At 34.5% G+C, this 17,140-nt stretch carries 17 protein-coding genes; 12 read left to right on the top strand and 5 right to left on the bottom strand.

Going from position 1 to position 17,140, the window contains the following annotated elements; genetic code table 11:
* Positions 1-111 precede the first annotated feature (111 nt).
* The 4 genes from AC0ONG_RS14640 (at position 112) to AC0ONG_RS14625 (ending at position 3,667) form a co-directional block, all read left to right on the top strand.
* Positions 112-777: a YczE/YyaS/YitT family protein gene (locus AC0ONG_RS14640; RefSeq protein WP_000878286.1), complete on the top strand. Its 666-nt coding sequence runs from the start codon at positions 112-114 to the stop codon at positions 775-777.
* A 161-nt stretch (positions 778-938) separates the two neighbouring features.
* Complete coding sequence (locus tag AC0ONG_RS14635; RefSeq protein WP_000781960.1) at positions 939-1,616, top strand: response regulator transcription factor; 678 nt, start codon at positions 939-941, stop codon at positions 1,614-1,616.
* 1 nt (position 1,617) lies between these two features.
* The gene (locus tag AC0ONG_RS14630; protein ID WP_097825870.1) at positions 1,618-2,994 is read left to right on the top strand and encodes a sensor histidine kinase; all 1,377 of its coding nucleotides are present in this window, start codon (positions 1,618-1,620) and stop codon (positions 2,992-2,994) included.
* A gap of 202 nt (positions 2,995-3,196) precedes the next feature.
* A complete protein-coding gene (locus AC0ONG_RS14625) occupies positions 3,197-3,667 on the top strand; it encodes a DinB family protein (protein WP_000831311.1) in 471 nt (156 codons plus the stop codon).
* A gap of 133 nt (positions 3,668-3,800) precedes the next feature.
* Here AC0ONG_RS14625 and AC0ONG_RS14620 read toward each other — a convergent pair whose 3' ends face one another.
* Together AC0ONG_RS14620 and AC0ONG_RS14615 are read right to left on the bottom strand one after the other, a co-directional pair.
* The gene (locus tag AC0ONG_RS14620; RefSeq protein WP_127725874.1) at positions 3,801-5,060 is read right to left on the bottom strand and encodes an MFS transporter; all 1,260 of its coding nucleotides are present in this window, start codon (positions 5,058-5,060) and stop codon (positions 3,801-3,803) included.
* Between the two features lie 69 nt (positions 5,061-5,129).
* Positions 5,130-5,753 carry an ArsR/SmtB family transcription factor gene (locus AC0ONG_RS14615; RefSeq protein ID WP_127726078.1) on the bottom strand — a complete coding sequence of 208 codons (624 nt, stop codon included), beginning with the start codon at positions 5,751-5,753 and terminating at the stop codon, positions 5,130-5,132.
* A gap of 184 nt (positions 5,754-5,937) precedes the next feature.
* Between AC0ONG_RS14615 and AC0ONG_RS14610 the strand changes: the two genes are divergently transcribed.
* Together AC0ONG_RS14610 and AC0ONG_RS14605 are read left to right on the top strand one after the other, a co-directional pair.
* Positions 5,938-7,002, top strand: a complete 1,065-nt coding sequence (locus AC0ONG_RS14610; protein ID WP_000477741.1) for an ABC transporter permease — start codon at positions 5,938-5,940, stop codon at positions 7,000-7,002.
* Positions 7,002-7,673, top strand: coding sequence for an ABC transporter ATP-binding protein (locus tag AC0ONG_RS14605; protein WP_000202594.1), 672 nt, complete (start codon positions 7,002-7,004; stop codon positions 7,671-7,673). Before AC0ONG_RS14610 ends, AC0ONG_RS14605 begins: the two co-directional genes overlap by 1 nt.
* A 50-nt stretch (positions 7,674-7,723) precedes the next feature.
* On the opposite strand, the gene AC0ONG_RS14600 is transcribed toward AC0ONG_RS14605, so the two are convergent.
* Together AC0ONG_RS14600 and AC0ONG_RS14595 are read right to left on the bottom strand one after the other, a co-directional pair.
* On the bottom strand, positions 7,724-8,827 hold the full coding sequence (locus AC0ONG_RS14600; RefSeq protein WP_000850999.1) for an LPXTG cell wall anchor domain-containing protein: 1,104 nt from the start codon (positions 8,825-8,827) through the stop codon (positions 7,724-7,726).
* 150 nt (positions 8,828-8,977) lie between these two features.
* Positions 8,978-9,559 carry an ATP-binding protein gene (locus AC0ONG_RS14595; RefSeq protein ID WP_474203611.1) on the bottom strand — a complete coding sequence of 194 codons (582 nt, stop codon included), beginning with the start codon at positions 9,557-9,559 and terminating at the stop codon, positions 8,978-8,980.
* A 215-nt stretch (positions 9,560-9,774) separates the two neighbouring features.
* On the opposite strand from AC0ONG_RS14595, the gene AC0ONG_RS14590 reads away from it, so the two are divergent.
* The 6 genes from AC0ONG_RS14590 (at position 9,775) to AC0ONG_RS14565 (ending at position 16,098) form a co-directional block, all read left to right on the top strand.
* Complete coding sequence (locus AC0ONG_RS14590) at positions 9,775-10,695, top strand: class I SAM-dependent methyltransferase (protein ID WP_000337839.1); 921 nt, start codon at positions 9,775-9,777, stop codon at positions 10,693-10,695.
* A gap of 362 nt (positions 10,696-11,057) precedes the next feature.
* Positions 11,058-11,816, top strand: a complete 759-nt coding sequence (locus tag AC0ONG_RS14585; RefSeq protein ID WP_000620770.1) for a DUF975 family protein — start codon at positions 11,058-11,060, stop codon at positions 11,814-11,816.
* A 171-nt stretch (positions 11,817-11,987) separates the two neighbouring features.
* Positions 11,988-12,401, top strand: coding sequence for a DUF6892 domain-containing protein (locus AC0ONG_RS14580; RefSeq protein ID WP_001232168.1), 414 nt, complete (start codon positions 11,988-11,990; stop codon positions 12,399-12,401).
* Positions 12,402-12,703: 302 nt separating this feature from the next.
* Positions 12,704-13,936 (top strand): DUF4073 domain-containing protein, encoded by a 1,233-nt coding sequence (locus AC0ONG_RS14575; protein WP_000754274.1) that lies wholly within the window; start codon positions 12,704-12,706, stop codon positions 13,934-13,936.
* A gap of 353 nt (positions 13,937-14,289) precedes the next feature.
* Positions 14,290-15,285 (top strand): D-cysteate sulfo-lyase, encoded by a 996-nt coding sequence (gene cuyA / locus AC0ONG_RS14570; RefSeq protein WP_001046576.1) that lies wholly within the window; start codon positions 14,290-14,292, stop codon positions 15,283-15,285.
* 258 nt (positions 15,286-15,543) lie between these two features.
* Positions 15,544-16,098, top strand: a complete 555-nt coding sequence (locus AC0ONG_RS14565) for a hypothetical protein (RefSeq protein WP_001201794.1) — start codon at positions 15,544-15,546, stop codon at positions 16,096-16,098.
* A 130-nt stretch (positions 16,099-16,228) separates the two neighbouring features.
* Here the strand turns inward: AC0ONG_RS14565 and AC0ONG_RS14560 are convergent, their stop codons facing one another.
* A complete protein-coding gene (locus AC0ONG_RS14560) occupies positions 16,229-16,822 on the bottom strand; it encodes a hypothetical protein (RefSeq protein WP_000554429.1) in 594 nt (197 codons plus the stop codon).
* Positions 16,823-17,140 lie beyond the last annotated feature (318 nt).

Here is a 17,140-nt window from a genome sequence, read left to right as displayed (position 1 = left end):
GAACTCCTTATCTTTTGTTTTTATTGCAAATGCAACAATTTGAAGTTACATTTAATATAAAATATTTTTATTGTAAATGCAACAAAAATGACGATGAAGAGGTTGATTAAAATGAAGTATGTTTTTTATGTATTAGGAATTTTAATATTAACCCTTGGTATTTCTGTCACAATACAATCAGATTTTGGCACTTCACCTTTTGATGCACTTTTAGTAGGACTTTCTTTAAATGTGGGGCTTACTGTGGGAAGCTGGGAAATAATAATAGCTTTATTATTAATATGTTGTAATTCGAAATTAAAAAGACAAAGACCAGAGGTACTAGGGTTGTTAACAGCATTCATAACGGGTATTGGTATTGATGTGTGGCTATTTTTATTACGCGATTTAATTACACCTGAAATATGGTACAGTAAAATGATTTATTTTGGAATCGGATTAGTTATTACAGGATTAGGAACTGCAATATATTTACAAACAAATTTTGCTCCCATTCCAATTGACCGATTAACTTTAATCATACAAAAATTAACTAGAACGAATATTTTTATAGCACGAACATTTATTTACCTTATATTCTTAATAATGGCAACGATTTTACATGGACCAATAGGTGTTGGAACTATATTAACTGTTTGTTTAGGTGGGTTATTGCTGAATTTCTTTATACCACTTACTAAAAAAGTAATAGATCACTTATTCGTACACCAGAGTACGTCATCAAGTTATAAGAAAAATAAAGCAGCTGACCATAATGATAACAAAAGTATCTTCTAAGGAATCCTTTTCTTTAAATTACTTATACATTTGAAGACTGACTGTTTTTGAAACCTTCTTCAATCCACCAAGAACTTATAAATTCTGTTTTTCTTTTTCTTGCAAAAAATCCAATTGTTTCTTAATGTAGTGATGTAGAAGGATGAACGAGAGAGGGTTTAATGAAGATGATACATATTTTATTAGCTGATGATGATAAACATATTAGAGAGTTATTGCATTATCATTTACAAAAAGAGGGGTTTAAAGTTTTTGAGGCTGAAGATGGAAAGATAGCGCAAGAAGTATTAGAGAAGGAAAATATTCATCTTGCGATTGTAGACATTATGATGCCGTTTGTTGATGGTTATACGTTATGTGAAGAAATTCGTAAGTATCATGATATTCCTGTTATTTTATTAACTGCGAAAGACCAGTTAGTGGATAAAGAAAAAGGATTCATTTCTGGTACAGACGATTATATCGTAAAACCATTTGAGCCAGCTGAAGTCATTTTCCGTATGAAAGCATTACTTCGTCGTTATCAAATGCTGAGTGCTGATATTATTACGTTGCACGGTACAACAATTGACCGAAAAGGCTTTGAAGTGAAGTGTAACGGACAAACGATTTTGCTTCCACTGAAGGAATTTGAATTGTTATCGCAACTGGCTAGTTATCCTGGAAGAACATTTTCAAGGGAAGAATTAATTGAATTAGTATGGGGAATGGATTTTGAAGGGGATGAACGAACGGTTGACGTTCATGTAAAGCGATTAAGAGATCGTTTTTCAAAACGAACGGATGATTTTCAAATTACAACGGTGCGCGGCCTCGGGTATAAGTTGGAGCTGAAATAAGATGAAATCACTATATTCTAGATTTGTATTTATGACGGTCGGCATTATGCTACTTAGTAGTATTATAGGCTTTTTATTAACGAACGTATATTATCAAGTGAAGTTAAAACCGTATAATAGTGAAAAGATTTTAAAGTATGCTGAAGAAGTAAAATCGTTATATGAAAAGCAAAGTGAAGAAAATCAAGAGGCATACTTACGGTCTATTGCGAAGCTAGGATATGAAATTTATATTGTCGATGATCAAAAGAATGGAAAGCGTATCGGAAATGCATTTCGTAAGACGACAATAAGTGATGATACCGTTCATAAAGTATTGCAGGGGGAGACATTTAATGGTGTTTCTACTTATCCAACGCGCCTTTTCATTACAGGATTTTTCGATAATGAATTAATTAATAGCGTCGGTGTCCCGGTAAAACACGGTGATAAACAGTACGCTTTATTCATTCGCCCTGACATTCAGCAACAATTTGGCGAGATGCGAATTTTCTTAGCGGTATTACTTGGGTTTATCGTTTTACTAAGTATTATTTTTATAGCGATTGCAGCAGGTTACATCGTTCGTCCCATTCGTAAATTTACGAAGGCTACGCAAAAAATTGCGAGTGGGGAATATGAAATTGAATTAGACGTAAAACGAAAAGATGAAATAGGAACGTTATCTACAAGCTTCCAAAAGATGACGAAGAGTATTAAAGAACTAGATGAAATGAGACAAGAATTCGTTTCGAACGTTTCACATGAATTTCAGTCGCCACTTTCTTCCATACAAGGTTTTTCAAAGACGTTGCAAACAGAAAAGATGAGTGAGGAAGAAAGAAATCATTACTTACAAATTATTGAGGGTGAAAGTAAGCGAATGTCTAGTTTATGTAAACAGTTACTTACGCTCGCTTCATTAGATAAAGAGGAAAAGGTTCTACAAATAAGAGAATTCAATCTACAGAAGCAAATTAAAGACGTCATTTTTATGCTTGAGTGGAAATGGCGGGAAAAAGATATCGCCGTTGAATTTGATGTGCCAGATATCACTATAAAAGGTGATGAAAACTTACTTCATCAAGTATGGAGTAACATTTTCACGAATAGCATTAAGTTTTCAAACGATGGTGGGACGATTGAGTTTTTCGTCGAAGAGTTAGAGTCTAGTGTCATTATCTCTATATCTGATAACGGAATTGGTATGGAAAAAGAAGAGATGGACCGTATATTTGATCGTTTTTACAAAGTAGATACGGCAAGAGCGAGAAACGTAGAAGGTAGTGGTTTAGGATTATCGATTGTGCAGAAGATTGTGGAACTGCATAACGGAGACGTTTCAGTGTATAGCACGAAAGGGGAAGGGACTACTGTTCGGGTGGAGCTTCCGAAATAGATGGAAGAGGCTGTTTGGAAACGGCCTCTTCTTTTTTGGGGCGCTAGTATACGTGTAAAGTGAAAGAATGGGAGTCATTTTAATTACATAATTGGACCGATTTGTGGCATAAGATTAGCAGGAAGTTTATTTAAAAATGTAGAATCTCTACAGAGTTATAAGGATTGTATTAAAACTTGAACCGTGTAGGGAGGAAATTAATTTGAAACGAACTGACTTGTTATTAAACGCACTAGATTCAACATTCGATAAAGAGAGTTGGTATGCACCGTTTAAACATGCTATAGAAGGACTTACAGCCGAACAGGCTATGTGGAAACCATCTGGTGAGGAAACGAATACCATTTGGGAGAACGTTAATCATCTCATTTATTACAAAGAGAGGCTTGCTGCAAACTTGGAAGGTCATGGATGGGCACATAACCTTGACGGTAATGACACTTTTTATCTTACTAAGCAATCTAATGATGACACGGAATGGAAGGAAGTCGTTGAACGTTCTGAAAATGCTCAGCGTAATTTAAGACAGGTATTGAGCGTGATTTCTGAAAAAGAGCTTGAACAAAATTCACTTGAAGAGAAATTACTGGACATCATGCTTCATGATGCTTATCATACAGGCCAAATTATTCAATTAAGGAAAATGCAGGGGGCATGGCCAGCAAAGCGTTAACGGAACGTATTAGTTATTCCATTAAAGGGTGCTATTTTGCATCAAAAAGTAAACAAGCATAACTTCGTTCGAAATTTCGAATAGGGTTATGCTTGTTTGAGCTTTGTAACAGAAAGAAAATATTTTCTTTCTGTTACAAAGCAGTACCTTTCACCTGTTCTTCCTTAAACCGAAGCTCAAAAGTATCCGCCGTAATTTCATCAGCTTTCGGCAAAGCCCGTAATTTTGGATGAAGCAGCCATACGAGGGAGATGAATAAAATCCCGATGCTAGCGAGCGCAAAAATGATTTGGCTACTATATACATTCGCAGTGTATCCGCCAATTAAAGAACCGAACGGCATAGCAATTGTGCCCATACTCCGTGTGACTGAATTGATACGCCCAAGATATTGGTTTGGAATTACAATTTGACCAATAGTCGCAAATAATATGTTGGTCGCACCAATTGGTATCCAAGCTAAGCCGAATAAAAAAATAGATAACCATTGAAACGGTACAACCGTAGAGAGAAACCAAAAGAAAGCACCAGTGGCAAAGCTAATAATGGAGACACGGCCAACATTATATTTACCAACCGATGAACTGAATAGTGCTCCAATTAAACAACCGGCGGATATAGCGGCTAAAAAGAAACCATATAATTTCACACCGCCTAAAGAATCAGCGAAAGAAGGGAGTATTGCCATCGTCATACCGATTGAAAAATTAGCGACAACGGAACCGATTAAGAAGACGCCCATCAATGAACGAAAGACGATTGAAAAGCCTTCTTTTAAATCAGAGAAATATTGCTTTGTTGAAAGTGTTGTGTCTGCTTCAGTTTGTTTTGGCATTTTTAATGAAAAGAACAAAAGGGCAGTAATCGCGAATGTAAAGGAGTCGATCACATATAAAGTAATTGCGCCAAATAGTGCTACTAATATTCCAGAAAGAGTCGTACAAATTAAATCAATGCCTTGATATGCAAATGAAAAGAGTGAGTTTCCTTTTAATAATTGTGTTTTATGCAGTAGAAGTGGTAAAGCTTTCGATTGTGCGGGATAGGCGAATTGTTCGATAAAAGCTACGATGGGCATGATGATGAGTAGTAGGTGGACTGTTAGTAGGTCGAAGTAGTGTGTAATTGGAATGATTAAAATAAGAATGCATTGCAAAACTTGTGTGATGACGAGGGTGTTTTTTATTGACCATCTATCAACGAATGGACCGGTAAAAAATTGAAGTGCAGAAGGTAATAGTGTAAGGAAACCAGCCAATCCAGAATAAAAAGGATTACCACTCAGTTTATATACGAGCCACATCGCCGCTACATAATACAAGCTATCTCCTATGTTTGTAAAAATTCTCCCTAAAAATAATAAGAGGAAATTCCGGTTTTTTAATATGTCCACTTTATCTACTCCTTTATAATAATTTTATTCGGTAAAATAAAATTGACCGTCTCGGTAAAAAAAATCGTATTACGATTTTTCTTCTTTTTTAATAAATTGCTGCATTGTTCTCTCGGCGATTTGAAGTGCAGTAGTAGAAATATAATAAGGTTTGCTATTCGGATTTTTATCTGCACCTTTTGTGATTTCGTTTAATTCAGCCATTAATTCATAAAACTTTTTCACCCACACTTGAAATTGTTCTGGCGTAGCATCAAATTCCCAGCAGGATGAAACGTAATTCCACTTAGCTGGATCTTCACTTGCATTTTGTAATGTAAAAGCTTCTTCTGGTGCAGCAAGAATTTGGCTTTTCGTTCTTTCTATCATTTGTAAAAAGATTTGGCGACCTGATTCGCTTAATATTTCTAAATGAGGTAATAGATCTGCGGCAGGGGTGAAGCCTTTAGCGACAGATTGATAAAACTTTTGAACAATGCCATTCTTTTCTTCTGTATAAACAATCTCTATAAGACCATTCTTTTCTAATTCTTTTAAATGATAATGAATTTTCGCCCTTGAAATGCCGAATTTCTCAGATAGTAATTGTCCAGTATAAGGACGTTCGCATAGACGTATCATCATTTCGGCACGTAGTGGATCGCTTAATGCTTTTAGTTGGCTATAAGTGGTTAGTGTTAATACGGGCTTCAACATGATCAACTCCTTTAATAAAATTACTCGGTCAATATTATTTGACTGAATTGTATCAAGGATTCTATTTATTTTCAATACTTTCAGAAAATTTATTTTTTACTCTGTAATCTTCTGTTCATATTCCGTTCATATTTCTTTTTTATGATAAGTGCATAGAAAGAAAGAGGAAGGAGCGAGCATAATGTTTTTAGCTCTGCGTGAATTGAAACAATCAAAATTAAGATACGGATTAATCGGACTTATCATGGTTTTATTATCATTTTTAGTTCTTGTTATTTCAGGATTAGCAAATGGATTATCATATGATAATGCTTCATCGATTCAAAATATGGAGGCGAATAAGTTCGTTTTAGCAGATGATGCGGAAAATAAATTACTTCGTTCACAAATTAAGAAAGACGATGTAGATAACGTAGTAAATCAAGTGGACGAGAAAGAGGCAGTTCCATTTCGGGTGAAAGTTTCAACGTATGAAAAGAAAGATAGTTCGAAAAAGGTTGATATCGCTATTTTTTCAAGTGAACGTGATTCATTTTTAGAACCGAACATTGTAAAAGGTGAGAAATTAGGTACAGCAAATAATGAAATGGTTGCTGATGAATCAATTAAAGAAAAAGGAATCGATATTGGGGATACAATTATCGATCCTGTTTCAAAGAAAGAATTTACAATCGTCGGATTTACGAAAGATCAAATGTTTAGCCATACACCAGTCGTTTATGTAAATGAAGACGTATGGGGCGCTATTTCACAACCAAACCAAAAAGATTATAGTGCAATCGCACTTAATACAGATAAAGAAGTAAAAAATGCACACGTAATTGACAAAAAAGAAGTGCTGCAAAGTATTCCAGGGTTTAAAGAAGAGCAAGGAACATTAACAATGATCATTGCATTCTTACTTGTTATCGCTGCATTACTAATTGGTGTATTCTTCTACGTCATTACACTGCAAAAAACACAGCAATTAGGTGTATTAAAAGCAATCGGTACAAAGAACTCGTATTTAGCAAATAGCTTAGTCGTGCAGGCGTTATTCTTATCAGTCGTTGCGATGGTAATCAGTATCGTTCTTGTACAAGGGTTAGAACAAATTTTACCAGCAGGTATGCCGTTCTTATTAACAACACCGATGATTGCACAATATGCAGCAATCTTTATCGTAATTAGTATTTTAGGAACACTTATTTCGTTATACCAAGTATTAAAAGTTGATGCGCTAGAGGCAATTGGAGGCGGGATGTAATGACTTCATTATTAAAATTAGACAAAGTAAGTAAAGTGTACGGAGAAGGGAATACGGAAGTAACAGCCCTTCATCCGATATCGCTTGATGTGAAAGCCGGAGAATTTATCGGAATCGTCGGTCCTTCTGGATCAGGGAAAAGTACGTTATTATCAATCGCGGGTGCATTATTATCACCATCAAAAGGGGATATTTACATTCGTGAGCAAAATATTACACAGTTATCAGAAAAGGAAATGACAGACATTCGTTTGAAAAAAATCGGCTTCATTTTCCAGTTTGCAAATCTTGTTCCATATTTAAATGTGAAAGAACAATTGCTTTACATTGCAAAGCTGAAAAAAGAAAGTAAACAAGAATCGGAAAAGCGTGCAGATCATTTATTAGCGGCATTTGGATTAGGAGAAAGAAAGAATCATTATCCAAATCAACTATCTGGCGGGGAAAAACAAAGGGTAGCAATCGCTCGTGCGTTCATGAACAACCCAGATTTAATATTAGCGGATGAGCCAACGGCAAGCTTAGACTCAAAACGTGCACGTGAAGTTGTAGAAATGATGAAACGTGAAGTGAAAGAGAGCCAAAAAGCAGCAATTATGATTACACATGATGAAAGAATGCTTGATGTATGTGATCGTATATTGATGCTTCGAGATGGACAGTTAATATAAAAAAAGGAAACCCGTACATGTATGTGCGGGTTTCCTTTTTTTTAATGGATTTATTTAGAGAATAACGTTTTAATTTTATTACGAGTAAGTAATAAAACACCGCCTAATACAGATAGCATTCCTAGAGCCATATTGTTTGATTGCTCGCTACCAGCGTTAGGAAGTTCTTTAGCGTTATTGTTTTTAGTACCATTAGTTTGTTTAGCCTGTGATACTTCATTAATCTTATTATCAACATTTTGCTTCGTTGTATGTATCTCAGCTAATTTGTCATCAATTTTTTTCTCAGTGTGTTTAAAGTCGTTGATTTTAATATCTAAGTCTTGTTTTTTCTTTGATAAATCGTCTGAAACAGTTTGTTTTGATTGTTTAATTTCGTTAATTTTATTGATTAAATCTTGTCTAGCTTCTTGTAATGCAGCTAGTTTGTTTTTCACATCTTGTTTAGCTAGTTCTAAGTTAGCGGAAAGACTGTCTAAATTGCCTTTAATTTTCTTAAGTTCCTCTAACGTGTTACCAGTATTCGGCTTGTTTTCTTTTAACTCAGCAAGTTTGTCCTCAGCAGTTTGTTTCGCTTTCTTTAACTCAGCTAATTTTTCATCTACTTGTTTTTTTACTTCCTTAAGTTCATTAACCTTTTGATCGATGTTCTCTTTATGTTGCTTCATTTCATTCACTTTTTCATCGACAGTTTGTTTATGTTCTTTAATCTCATTCACTTTGTTATCGATATTTTGCTTATGCTCTTTTACTTCAGCAACTTTATCTTCTACTTGTTTTTTATGCTCTTTAATTTCAGCGATTTTATCTTCGGCGATTTGTTTGTCTTGCTGAAGTTTTGCATCTAACTCTTGTTTATGTTGTTTAATCTCGTTAATTTTTTCATCAGCAACTTGTTTACGTTCATGTAGTTCATTCACCTTCGTATCAACATTTTCCTTAACCTTGTTAAGTTCATTCAATGTTTGATCCACGTTTTCTTTGTGTTGCTGCAATTTCGCATCTAACTCTTGTTTATGTTGCTTAATTTCAGCTAATCGATCTCCCGTACTTTGCTGAGGAGTAGCATCATTTACTTCCGCATGAGCAGGGTTCGCGCCAGCAATCATTGCTAAAGCTAGTGTAGACGCAGCGATTGTTTGTTTTGTTTTCATATTTTTGTACCTCTTTTCTTTCATATGCATGAACTGTTTTGTGTAAAAATGAGCATATAGAAGTAGATTATCTTATTATTATATACTATGTTAGGCGCTTAGAGGAAGGATTTGCATAATAATCTATGATTATGTAATTTTTATAATCTCTTATTTGGGGGTAGGGGATAAACCTTTAGCTAGATGAACAATTTCTTCTATAGTAAAGCTTACATCTTTATTATTGCGAATAACAAACAAATAATCAGCCTCGTTTTCTACAGGATCTACCACATCATCGTGAAGTGATTCAGTTTGTTGTCGATCAAGTACTTCTTTGAAACTAGAATATCCACCTCTAAAAATATTCGAACTTCGCGTGCTTCGAGCCACTCTTTCGTAAAGTACATCATCTGGAATGTCAAAATGAACTAATATGCGTACATATTCATTCTGTGGAAATAATTCGTTTAGTAAATAGAATCTTCCGCTTTTACTGCGATTGGAATTACAAATAATAAGGTGTAAATTTGTATGTTCTTTCGCATAATCAACAATGAATTTTGAAAGACCGTGCTTTAGTATATTTGAACCTTCTGTCGGCTGTAATTTTTCATAATGTGTGTTAATAAATTCAGCTTGGTTGTCCTGGTCCATAATAAAAGAATTAGGTAACTCTTTTTCTAGCTCTTTTGCAAATGTAGTTTTTCCACTGTGTGTTTTTCCAACTGTAATGATGACTAATCTTTTCATGACGCCCTCCATTTGTATTGTTATGAACTGGAATATTCGGTGTAGATCGAAATCTTCCTGCTAGAGATTACACAAATTATTGGAGCGTTAGTAGGCTGAAAACTTGACAAAAAAACTTATTTATTCTATAATTTACCAATATAAAAATAAGGTGTATAATAGGGTTCTCCTGGCCAGGGGAACCCTATTTTTGTTGTGAAAATGAAGGAGAGTGTATGTGTGTGAAACAAGGTGAAGCAAGTGTAACGTCGTTAGTATCAGCTTTCGGAAGGGCGTATCATAGTGAATTTGATAATCCTAAAATCTTTGATGATTATGTAGCTAAAGATTTCATTTCACAAAAAGAACGTAACAATATTGAAACGAACATGGTTCAAGGGATTCACTTTTTCAATAAAGAAATTGCAGAGCAGTTTCAAGACAATCCAAAAGAAATATTAAAATGGATTACGCAAGTTCAGTTATCACCAACACCTTTAGCACGTGCCGCATATTGTGAAAGAGTATTACTACATGAAATTACATTAGGAGCGAAACAATACGTCATACTCGGTGCAGGCTTAGATACGTTCAGTTTTAGACACCGAGAATTAGAAAATAAAATAGAAATATTTGAAGTGGATCATCCTTCTACGCAGGCGTTTAAGAAGGAAAGAATAAAAGAAGTAGAACTTGAAGTTCCAAATAACCTTCATTTTGTTTCGATGGATTTCACGAAAGGATTTTCCTATGAACAGTTACGCAATGAAGGATTTGAAAATAAAAAGACGTTCTTTAGTCTATTAGGTGTAACATACTATTTAACGAAAGAGGAACTTGCTAGTTTAATAGAGTGCTTGTTTGAGATAGTTCCAGTAGGGAGTTCTATCGTTTTCGATTATCCCGATGAAAACTTATTTAAGAAAAAAGGACTGTCCAATCGAGTTGAAAATATGGTGAAAATGGCTGCGGTAGGCGGAGAACCGATGAAATCATGTTATTCTTATGCTGAAATGGAAGAACTGTTAGAGAAGGCGGGCTTACTCATTTATGAGCATTTATCACCAGAGGATATTGATGTATTATATTTTGAAGGACGAAACGATTATTTAGAAGCTTTTGAGACAGTACATTATGTACATGCGGTAAAAAGGTAGGAAATTAGTAGGCATGGGGAGGAATCTCTGTGCTTTTTTGTGGAAAACAAGAGGATAGGGTTTATTGGGAAAGATAATGATAAATATATTGCTATATAAGTTATTATATCTAAATGAACATCAGGAAGAGTTTCGGGTATATTTGTCGGAAAACATAGAATATTCAACAAAAATCCATGATTATATTATATAATGATTTTAATAAACCATATTTTAGAAATTACCCCCGATTGTGTAGAAGGTATATTTTGTTTTGATAAGCTAAAATGTTTAGCTAAAAGAACTTGTAGTGGGGCTTGCTACAAGTTTTTTATTTGTAAAATTTTTATTGGCTAAAATATGGAAAAAAGGAGGATGCAAGTTTGATAAGAAATTTAAAGAAAGCAGCACTTAATTCGTTAGATGGGAAATGGGGAGTAAGTATAGGGATATCGGCGTTATACTATTTTGTACCAACTTTAAGTGCATCAGCAATCGCTAGTTTTATATATTTAATATTTGGCTTGTTTATTGGGATAATTGGTTTGGATGTTTTCTTTATTTATTCAATGGGTGGGCAACTACAAGTAGATCTAACAGCACTAGTTTTACTTATTCTAAGTTATTTTTTTATAGGACTGATTTGTTTCTTAATTTACAGTGTCATACAAGGTATCTTTAATTATGGGTATTCTGTTTTCACCTTACGCTTAGGTAAAAATGAAGATGCTAAGGTGGACGATGTATTTGTGGGGTTTAGGAAAAATAATTTGTGTAAATCAATGAAATTAGGAGTGTTGCAGGCTGTTTTTCTATTTTTATGGAGTCTGTTATTAATTGTTCCAGGTATTATTAAATATTTTTCTTATTCAATGGCATATTATATTTTAATAGAGAATCCGGATTATACAGCAAGTGAAGCATTAAGGGAGAGTAAAAGAATAATGAAAGGACATAAGTTCAAGTTATTTGTTCTTTGGTTATCTTTTATTGGTTGGTTTTTATTAACTGCATTTATAGGCATGTTTACATTTAATCTGTCATTCATATTCATTTCCCCTTATTACAACACAACTGTCTCGCATTTTTACTTAGACTTAATTAAGAAACAAGATGCTAGAGAAGCGAAGGTAAGTATATAAAGAATATAATTAGTAAGAAAATATGTATAATGTATATTTTCTCGATTGTGGACATGCAATTAAGCATATCCCTTTTTAATGTGATATTGAAAGAAATAAAGAAGCTGCAATTGGATATGTTTTACTTATAATAATTTGGACAAGGATGTTATAACATTGGAGGAATTTAAAATGAGGAAGAGTAAAATGTTTCAGGATTTTAATTTTAAGTTAGTGGTAATTGAAGCTTTATTAGATAAAGAGCCACTATTTCTAAAAGAATTGAAAGACTTAATAGAAAAGCATACGAATTATTTTGAATGGTATTCAGGAGCTGGGCCAATTGTTGAAATCAAAGCTTTTTTAGAAGCGTTAACTTTGGAAATAAGTGATTTGGAAAAGATTGAGTCCCTTTGCTTTGATGGTGGGAATGAAATTTATCATATTTTAAAGCCTGATTGGGACGGTGAAGACAGTTTATTTGATGTTATATCTGTTGAAGGATTTCAAAATCTAAAAAATTTAAAAACAGTGGAATATATTTCAATGTGTTACCCGAAAGTATTAGAACCATTAAAACAGGCCGGAATAGAAGTTGAGGATTAATGAAGAGAATTTAAAATGGTAAAGTACTTTATTGAAATTGTGTAAAGGAAATTAAAACACAACATATTAAACGAAGTGATTTATCGTATAAATTTACATTCAGTTAATATTAGTAGGTTAATAGAAAAATTAGTGTTAATTGTTAAATGGGGCGTGTAAAAAAGACAAAATCTCTTAAAAAACACTTAAATTTTTACTCCATTAATCTTTACAATCGCCCCCTATAATGTGAATTGGACAAGCACCTAAGAGAAAGCAGAACATGTCAGTTTGTACATTCTATTATTAGGGGGAGAATTTGTATGAAAAAGACAGTTGCTTCGTTAGCAGTTATGGCGGCATTATTACCGACGTTTTCAGCACATGCGGAAGGGAAAGAGCAAGTCCGGAAATCAGCTACAACTTTTAACGTTATTAGTGATATTCAAGGGGATTTAGGGGATTTTGATCATGTGCTAAAAGATATGAACAAAGTGACGCCACTTTCTAGAGCGCTTATTATGAATGGGGATATAACGCCAACTGGACAACAGTCACAATATGATGATGTAAAGCGTGTGTTAAATAAAAATAAGCATCCAGAAAATGTATGGTCTACTGTTGGGAATCATGAGTTTTATGCTGGGAAATGGACAGCAGATGGGAAACTCTCTCAAAGTACATGGCCAAATGGTGTAACTGAGGAAACTTTATTTAACCGCTATCTGAAATTTAGTGGACAAGAAAAGGTATATCATAAAAAAGAATTAGATGGGTATCCGCTTCTATTTTTAGGAACTGAAAAATATATGAAATACCACGATTCAAAAATGTGGGACGAAGTATATATGAGTGATGAGCAATTAGGTTGGTTAAAACAAAATTTAGAAGAGTATAGTCAAAAAGATAAAAATAAGCCAATCTTTATTTTCTCTCATCACGTTTTACCTGATACGGTATCTGGATCAAGACAATCGCCGTATTTACAAGATTATTTAAACGTGGATAAATTGTACGATATATTAAAAGACTATCCGCAAGTTGTTTTCTTCACGAGTCATACGCATTGGGATTTAAACTTACCTGACTGGGCTGGTAAAAAGAAAATTAAAGGCGGAGATGAAAAAGGTTTCACTGTTGTAAATACGGGCGGGATTGAAACAGGCTGGATGTCAGCGGGACCAAATGGAGGAGAGAAAACTGCTCCAGATGGCTATTCATTTAAACAAGGGTTACAAGTGAAAGCATATGGTAACGATGTAATTGTGACAGCTTACGATTACAAACGTGATAAGGATATAAAGAAGTTATTAATTAGTGATTCAAAAATTGCGCAGATGGCACCAAATGTAGCGGCAGATGATAGTAAAAATATAATTGTCGGTGCAACTGAATATATGGAGTATTCTATAGAAGGAACGAATGAGTGGCATACGTATAGTAAAGCAAACCCTCCGAAATTTGATGGGGATAAAGTGGTATATGTACGCCATAAAGGTGAAATGAATTTAGAGCCGGGATTAACACAGTTACTTCGTTTTTCGATAAATAAGTGATTGGAGGGAGTCTGCATTTGAATGTGTGGGCTCTTTTTGTTGATGAGAAATGGCTGCCTGTCTGTCGTTTTTTGTCGATAGATTGATATATTAAGAAAATCGTTGATATATTGCAAGTTACGATAGATATATTTGAAAAATCGTTGATATATTGTAAGGAATGAACGATATATTTAAAAAATCGTTGATATAAATTTCATGTACCGTAATTAAGTTAAAATCATTAATACGGTTTTACTTATCAAAACGAAATTCTAATACATTTTTAACCCAGAAAGATGACTTCACCATTTTTACGTGTAATAATAGTAACGTTACATATATTGTGAAAGAAGTACAAAAGGAGCGTTACAATGAATTTAGCTAAATTCCCGAGAAAAAAATATACAGAATCATATACACCAATTGAAAAGTTAAACAACTTTTCTGAAGCACTTGGTGGGCCGACTATTTATTTTAAACGAGATGATTTACTTGGTTTAACAGCTGGTGGTAATAAGACGAGAAAGTTAGAGTTTCTAGTTGCGGATGCAGAGGCAAAAGGTGCAGATACGTTAATTACAGCTGGTGGTATTCAGTCAAACCATTGCCGTCTAACACTGGCAGCTGCGGTAAAAGAAAAAATGAAATGTATCCTTGTATTAGAAGAAGGGCTTGAACCAGAAGAGAAGCCAGACTTTAACGGAAACTATTTCTTATATCATTTACTAGGTGCTGAAAATGTAATTGTTGTACCAAACGGGGCAGATCTTATGGAAGAGATGCATAAAGTAGCGAAAGAAGTTAGTGAAAAAGGTAATACACCATATGTCATACCAGTTGGTGGATCAAATCCTACTGGTGCAATGGGATACGTTGCTTGTGCGCAAGAAATTATGGCACAATCATTTGACCAAGGAATTGATTTCAGTACAGTCGTTTGCGTAAGCGGTAGCGCTGGTATGCACGCTGGTTTAATTACTGGTTTTGCTGGAACACAAAGCCACATTCCTGTAATTGGAATCAACGTAAGTAGAGGAAAAGCTGAGCAAGAAGAGAAAGTAGCAAAACTTGTAGATGAAACTTCAGCACACGTTGGTATTCCAAACTTTATCCCGCGTGACGCTGTTACGTGCTTTGATGAATATGTAGGGCCAGGATATGCGTTACCAACACCGGAAATGGTAGAGGCAGTTCAGTTACTTGCGAAAACAGAAGGTATTTTACTTGATCCAGTGTATACAGGTAAAGCGGTAGCGGGATTAATCGACTTAATTAAAAAAGGTACATTTAATAAAGAAGACAATATTTTATTCGTACATTCAGGTGGTTCACCAGCTTTATATGCGAATACGTCTTTATTTGCGTAAGTGTAAAAGCATTGGGTATCCAATGCTTTTTTTGTTATATACTGGAATTATTGAGAGGTAGGAGGATGATATGAATTCAAATTTAAAATGGATTATATACAGTACTCGGCATTTCTATTCTATTAATCTTATTTGCGGCTTATGGGGTGTATTCTTATTTTGCATTTTAAAAGCGTAATGGAAGTGAACCATAATGTAATGTATGTTATAGTTTGATATGTTAATTACTTACAATAATTTCTACAAGGAGAATACATAATGAGAGCAAAGAAACTAGTAACGTTAGCAGTTCCATTTATGCTGTTAGTCGGATGCGAGGCAGGAGATAAAGATTCTACTCATAAGACTGAGCAAACTAGTAAAGCAATAACGAAAACAGTACTTTCCGAACAACAGTATCCGTACTACATATGTGAGCAAGTGGTAGAGTTCCAATTTAAGAAGGATGAACTATTACTAAACTTAGGAGAATCCTTAAAGGACAAAGAAAAAGCAAAAGCTGTTTTAAAAACATCAAACGAGATAGATAAAATTTTAGACAATATGGAACACATAAAAGTACCTGATACATACAAAGACATTCACAAATCCATACAAGAAGGGGTAACAGAGGCAAGAAAAGCAACGAAGTTAATTAAGGATGCTGGTAAAGAAGATAAACAGAAGGTTCAAGAAGCTACAATGAAAGGTACTGAATTTTTATCAGGTGTAGACGGAGAGCATTGGAAAAAAGCAATTTATGAGTTATCGCAGGAAAACAAAGATGCTTATAGTAAGGCACTTGATAAGAAAGTAAAGGAGCACTCAAAGTAAAACAGTAACTTGTAACAATACATATCCACCTAAAATTTCCGCGAATGCTATGCTAGGAAGTTAGGTGGGAGATTACTGTCCTTAAATGTGGTTGATTAAAGCTACAGCCACATTCTCCTGTTCTAATTAACTAAAAGAAGAACTTCCCCATCCCGATTAGACTACTAATCATTCCTATTCCACTCATGGTGCCTTTTCCTGCTGTAAATAAGTTTCCAAGCATTCCTAGCTGACCGTTACCTCCGTTATTTCCCCATCCCATTGGGGCCCACGGACTACCCCATCCTGGAGGGTTTCCAAAAACACCCGAGTTATTGGTATTGATATGAAAAGGCTTAGCTGGCGGCGATAATAAAGCGGCAAGATGACCTTGTGCGAACATCCCTGTATGATTGAATGGTTGGGCCCAGGGGAAGGGAGGTTTTTGAAAATTAAAACCTGCATGACCTGGTAATGGAGGCCAATTAGTAGGGTGACCTTGTGGCATTATCCCTGCATAATTGATTGGTTCCCCCCAAGAGAAGGGAGGGGGTTGGGGAGTGAATCCCGTATAATTGGCTGATGAATCCCAACTAACTGGATAGACTCGGTAACTCCAATTCTCAGGAATCTTCAAATCATTCATTACCTCAGATTTAGTTATTTCGGGCTGTGAATATAATGAAATTTGGTTAGTATATTGTTCCCCGTTTCCCTTTGAATTCAAATACCAATATTGGTGCATACGCTTATTCTCCTCACTTTAAAAATGTAATGTTAGACTTAGCCTATGTAATATTCCTTTTTATGGATGGTTACATAACTAGATCTACAAGCCTGTATTTAAAGGAATAGGTGTGTGGCCTTGTTGATTTAAAGTTTCACTTTATTTTAGAAGGGTATTTTCAGTCGCTTCTTTTATATATTTCAGCCTAATTTAAATTCCGTTAACAAACGTTTTTATAAAGGTTTAATCAAAAAAAGATTTTAAAATGTTATGTTGGGCAAGTGGAATTGCTAAAAAGAGAATATCCATTCGAAGAGTTTGGCAAAATACTGCAAG

Source organism: Bacillus sp. TCT6, from assembly GCF_056033845.1.
This window is presented reverse-complemented; position numbering and strand designations above follow the sequence as displayed.